Raw genomic sequence first — 5,560 nt, forward strand, 5'->3', positions numbered from 1 at the left:
GCCGGGCGGCGGGGGCGGGCGACACCGCGGCCCCGGAGGTGACGACGGCCGCCGGGTGACCTGCGCGGGGACCGGCCCGCGGCGGCCGGTCCCACGGCCGCGTCCACATTGACACCCCGTCTCGACCGGTGAGAATGTTGGGGCCTTGTCTGTATCTCCGCGTATCGGTCAGCTTTCTAGGGGGGGCACCTCGATGACAACTCTGGCCTCCGGACTCTTCATCGACTGGGAAGAGCTCACGGGGCAGTCCAAGTTCGTCGTCGATCTGGTCACCTTCCCGATCTTCAGCGCGCTGGCGGGCTGGCTGACGAACTGGACCGGCGTGCTCATGCTGTTCTGGCCCGTCCAGTTCAAGGGCTTCCACGTCCCCGGCCTGCAGGTCCTCTACCCGTACTTCCCGCGCCGGGTGCAGGTGCTGCCCACCTTCTCCGGCGACGGCCGCAGGCTCGGCTTCCAGGGCTTCATCCCGGCCCGGGCCGAGAAGATGGCCAGCATCTGCGTCGACAAGGCGCTGATGCGGATCGGCAGTCCGCGCGACTTCATCCACGAGCTCGACCTGGACGGCATCGGCGACTACCTGGCCGAGCACGCGCGCGATCAGGTGCCGACGATCGTCGACGAGATCATGTACCGGGACAACCCCGACCTGTGGCGGTCGCTGCCCCGGCAGGTCAAGCAGGCCGTCTACCAGCGGGTGGAGCGGCAGCTGCCGACGCTGGGCAGGCGCGCCTTCGCCAGTCTCGGCGACAACATCGACCAGATCCTCGACGTCAAGAACTTCGTCATCCGGTACCTGGAGAAGAACCCGGAGATCCTCAAGGACCTGACCACCACGATCGCCGCGCCGGAGCTGAAGTTCATGGTCCGCGTCGGCCTGCTCGGCGCGCCCTTCGGCCTGCTGCTGGCGCTCTACCTGCACGTGCACGACCGGATCCCGGTGTGGGGCTGGGTGCCGCCGTGGGTGATCGTGCTGGCCGCGTCCGCCGCGATCGGCGTGTTCGTCAACGTCATCGCGATCAAGATGGTCTTCGAGCCCGGTGACCCGCAGCCGCGCTACAAGTACCTGTGGCGGCAGGCGCTGCTGGCCAAGCGGCAGCCGCAGGCCGCCACCGATCTCGCGCACATCCTGGCCTACCAGGTGCTGACCGTGGAGAACCTCACCAACGAGTTGCTCGAGGGCCCCAACGGGGACAAGACGCGGCAGCTGATGGAGCGTGTGGTCTCCGAGGAGATCCACCGGCAGCTGGGCGCGACCACGTTCATGGTGCGCGCCGCGCTGGGCAAGAAGCAGTTCGAGAACCTGGCGACCGCGGGCGCGGGCGCGGGGATCAGCCTGGCGCCCAGCATGGTGGAGGACGAGCAGTTCGCCCTCGCGCAGGCCAAGAAGATCGACGACTTCGCCGGCCGGAAGCTGCGCCAGCTCACCCCGGGCGAGTTCATGGAGATGTTCTACGCCTCGGTCGAGCAGGACGCGTGGCTGCTGTATCTGCACGGCGGCGCGCTGGGCCTGGTCGTCGGCGCGGTGCACCTGCTGACCTTCGGCTGGTAGAAAACAAGCACGCGTGCTTGTCTTTTTCCCGCTCGCCTGAGATTCTGGAGCGCATGGCTGACGTCTCCGCGCTCCTCGACGACTTCACCGCCGAGTGCGCCGATCTCGAACACCTCGTCGCCCCGCTCGCTCCGGCGGACTGGGCCACCCCGACGCCGGCCGAAGGCTGGACCATCGCCCATCAGATCGCCCACCTGGCCTGGACCGACGAGGTCTCGGTCGTGGCCGCCACCGACGCCGACGGCTTCGCCGCCCTGCTCGCCGAGGCCGCGCCCAAGGCCTTCACCTTCGTCGACGAGGCCGCCGAGGAGGGCGCGAAGACACCGCCCGCCGACCTCCTCGCCCGGTGGCAGGCAGGCCGGGCCGCGCTGGTCGCGGCGCTGGCCGCGGTCCCCCACGGCACCAAGCTGCCCTGGTTCGGCCCGCCGATGAGCCCCGCCTCGATGATCTCCGCCCGCATCATGGAGACCTGGGCGCACGGCCAGGACGTGGCCGACGCGCTGGGCGTCACCCGCACTCCCACCGCCCGCCTGCGCACCGTCGCCCACATCAGCGTGCGCACCCGGAACTTCGCGTACTCCGTTCGTGGCGAGAACGGGCCGACGGAGGAGTTCCGGGTCGAACTCACCGCCCCCGACGGCTCCCCGTGGACCTGGGGCCCCGAGGACGCCCCGCAGCGGGTGACGGGTCCGGCCCTCGACTTCTGCCTGGTCGCCACCCAGCGCAGGCACCGCGACGACACCGCGCTGCGCACCAGCGGACCCGACGCCGAGCACTGGCTCAGCATCGCCCAGGCATTCGCCGGCCCGCCCGGAACGGGACGCGCCGCCGGGCAGTTCGCCTGAGCCGGAAAACGGGGAGAGAGAAGAAGCAGACGAGGCCCACCACGTGGGCCGTCGCACTCGTGTCGACCGCCCGGACGCCGTTGGCCGGGAGACCCGCCGTGACAGTCGAGACGGACCCCGCCTGCCCCTCGGTAGGTACCCCGGAGCCGGCACGGCAAAACCCCGGCGATCGGTCATGTGTCCGATACGCCGGGTGTGAAGCTGGTCGCAGCAATGTGAGGGCGGCATCGGCACGTCGTACGGTGGAAGTACCGTAAGGCGGCTTCCAACGACGCGGGCCGTGCACCCACTGGTGTACCCGCAGATCGGAAGGAAGGAACGCATCGTGACCGCTTACACACGCCAGCTCGTGCGTTACTCCGCCACCGTCGCCGCCGCCGCCGCCAGCCTCACCCTGACCGTCGCCGCGGGCACCTACATCGCCAACCACATGTCCCTCGCGGGTCCGGGGCGCAGCGACACCGGCGCCTTCCCCGAGCCCGGCGGACCCTCGGAGCCGGGGGCCGTCACCGCCGAGACGGGTGATCCGCGCCCGATGCTGTTCGAGGTACCGCGCCGGCCCGTCGTCGCCCAGGCCTCGGTGTTCCGTCCGGTCGCCCCGGCCCCGGAACCCGCCGCCGCGCCGGCGCCCTCCTCGGCCCCCGGCCTGGCGGGCACGGTCCGGCTCGGCACCACCTATGTCGGCGCGCACCTGGCACCCGGCGAGCCGCACACCTACGCGCTCACCGTCGACACCAACATCGCCACCACCACGGCCACGCTGCTGTCGGAATCCGCGCGCCAGGCCCTCGGCCTCGCGGGCGGCCCCTCCGACGTGACCGCGCTGCGCACCGAGCTCGACGTCGCGCGCGGCATCGTCACCTGGCAGCTGACCGACCCCAGCCTCGGCGTGCACACCGTGCGGCTGAGCGCGCCGACCGAGACGGCTCCGGCCACCGCGGAGTACGCCCCGGGGCCGCTCGAGCCCGCGCAGGCTACCGTCGGCGTGTGAGTTCGGCCCCCACCTACGATTTCTGTGTCCTCGGCGGCGGCATCGTCGGCGTGGCCACCGCCCACCGGCTGCTGCGCACCCATCCCGGGGCGCGGCTGCTGCTGATCGAGAAGGCCGCCACGCTCGGCGCCCATCAGACCGGTCACAACAGCGGCGTCATCCACTCCGGCATCTACTACCCGCCCGACAGCCTCAAGGCGCGGCTGTGCCGGGCGGGCGCGGCCTGGACGAAGGAATTCGCCGCCGCCCACGGCATTCCGTTCGAGATGTGCGGAAAACTGCTGGTGGCCACCGATTCCGCCGAGCACGAGCGCATGCTGGCCCTGTACGAGCGCTCGATCGCCAACGGCGTCGAGGTGGAACTGATCGACGCCGCCGGACTGCGCGCGCGCGAACCCCGGATCACCGGCACCGGCGCGCTGTTCGTCCCCGGCACCGGCATCATCGACTACCGGCGGGTCACCGAGACCCTCGCGGCGCAGGTCAGGGCCGCGGGCGGGCGGATCGCCCTGAACACCGAGATCACCGCCATCGACGAATCCGGCGCGGCGGTCACCCTTTCCGGGCCCGCCGGCGCCTTCCGCACCGAGCGGCTCGTGGTGTGCGCGGGCCTGCAGGCCGACCGGATGGCCCGCAAGGCGGGCCTCGCCACCGATTTCCGGATCGTGCCCTTCCGCGGCGAGTACTACCAGCTCCCGCGCGCGCGAAAAGACCTGGTGCGCACGCTCATCTATCCCATCCCCGACCCGTCGCTGCCGTTCCTCGGCGTGCACCTGAGCCCGACCGTCGACGGCGAGCTGACGGTCGGCCCCAACGCGGTGCTCGGCCTGGCCCGCGAGGGCTACCGCAAGGGCAGCCTCGACCTGCGCGACGCCGCGGACACGTTCGCCTTCCCCGGGTTCCATCGCGTCGCGGCCGCGCACGTGCGGACCGGCGCGCGAGAACTGCGCAACTCCCTGTTCAAGCGCGGTTACCTGGCCGAATGCCGCCGCTACTGCCCCGAGCTGACCCTGGCGGACCTGCGGCCGCGCGAGGCGGGCATCCGGGCGCAGGCGGTGCTGCGCGACGGGACCCTCGTGCACGACTTCCTGATCGAGCGCACCCCGCGTTCGGTGCACGTGCTCAACGCGCCGTCCCCCGCCGCGACCTCGGCGATGCCCATCGCCGAGCACATCGTCGCCTCGCTGTAGCCGTCCGCGGCCGCCCGCTCCCCGGCCGATTCGCGCGAAGCCGCCCAAATAAACCGAATATCTGTAGTACTTTTAATACCATCCGTGAGCAGGGAGAGCCGATGGGCCACATCAGATACGCCAGTGACGTCGGAGCACCGGTCGATGTCGCCTACGCCTACGCCAGCACCCCGGCCTTCGTGCCCGACTGGCTCTACGGCGTGACCGGTTTCGTCCCGCTCGGCACCCCGGACGAGGGGCTCGGCGCCGCCTACTCCGCGAAGATCAGGCTCCTCGGCGGCCTGCTGCGATCCACCGTCACCTGCGAGATCACCGAATTCCGTCGCAACGCGGTCATCGGGTATACCCTGCGTGGGCGAGTATGCGGAACTGTCACACTACGATTCGATCCGCTCGGCTACGAGCGGTCCGTCCTGACCTCCGAAGCCGACTACCCACCCCCGCGCGGAGTGCTCGGCCGGCTGTGCCGCGCTCCCATCGAAGCGGCCACCAAATCGGCGCTGCGCCGGACGGAGGCCCGGTTGCGAAGGGAGATAGAGGCATTCCACGGTACCGATCTTGTCGGGCGCATCGCCTAAGGTCTCGGTCATGATCATCGTCAGCACCGACGGGTCCTGCCTGCGAAATCCGGGCGGGGCGATCGGCTGGGCCTGGGTCAACCACCACGGTCCGTCGGCCAGCGGCGGGGCGGGCACCGGCACCAACCAGATCGCCGAACTCCGCGCCGTGCTGGAGGCGATCCTCGCGCACCCCGGCAGCGAGCCCCTGCTGATCGAGAGCGACTCGCAGTACGCGATCAAGTGCGCCTCGGAATGGATCTCGGGCTGGCGCCGCAACGGCTGGCGCACCTCCACCGGCGGCGCCGTCCGCAATGTCGAGATCATCAAGCAGATCGACCGCGCCATCAACACCCGACCCGGCCCCGTCCGATTCCGCTGGGTCCGCGGCCACGTCGGCAACTACTTCAACGAGCAGGCCGACACCC

The 5,560-nt window shown here is 70.8% G+C and carries 6 protein-coding genes; all 6 read left to right on the forward strand.

Going from position 1 to position 5,560, the window contains the following annotated elements; translation table 11 throughout:
• Positions 1-193 precede the first annotated feature (193 nt).
• On the forward strand, positions 194-1,549 hold the full coding sequence (locus ON36_RS28040; protein WP_043659823.1) for a DUF445 domain-containing protein: 1,356 nt from the start codon (positions 194-196) through the stop codon (positions 1,547-1,549).
• A 53-nt stretch (positions 1,550-1,602) separates the two neighbouring features.
• The gene (locus ON36_RS28045) at positions 1,603-2,394 is read left to right on the forward strand and encodes a TIGR03084 family metal-binding protein (RefSeq protein ID WP_043659825.1); all 792 of its coding nucleotides are present in this window, start codon (positions 1,603-1,605) and stop codon (positions 2,392-2,394) included.
• Between the two features lie 325 nt (positions 2,395-2,719).
• Positions 2,720-3,385: a hypothetical protein gene (locus tag ON36_RS28050; protein WP_157225029.1), complete on the forward strand. Its 666-nt coding sequence runs from the start codon at positions 2,720-2,722 to the stop codon at positions 3,383-3,385.
• Positions 3,382-4,575, forward strand: a complete 1,194-nt coding sequence (gene lhgD / locus ON36_RS28055) for an L-2-hydroxyglutarate dehydrogenase (protein ID WP_043659829.1) — start codon at positions 3,382-3,384, stop codon at positions 4,573-4,575. The genes ON36_RS28050 and lhgD overlap by 4 nt, the downstream gene beginning before the upstream one ends.
• 101 nt (positions 4,576-4,676) lie before the next feature.
• On the forward strand, positions 4,677-5,153 hold the full coding sequence (locus ON36_RS28060) for an SRPBCC family protein (protein WP_043659832.1): 477 nt from the start codon (positions 4,677-4,679) through the stop codon (positions 5,151-5,153).
• A 10-nt stretch (positions 5,154-5,163) separates the two neighbouring features.
• The coding region (locus ON36_RS28065) for a ribonuclease H family protein (protein WP_043659835.1) at positions 5,164-5,560 on the forward strand (397 nt) is incomplete at its 3' end.

It is taken from the genome of Nocardia thailandica NBRC 100428 (genome assembly GCF_000308795.1).
GTDB classification, from domain to species: Bacteria; Actinomycetota; Actinomycetes; order Mycobacteriales; family Mycobacteriaceae; genus Nocardia; species Nocardia thailandica.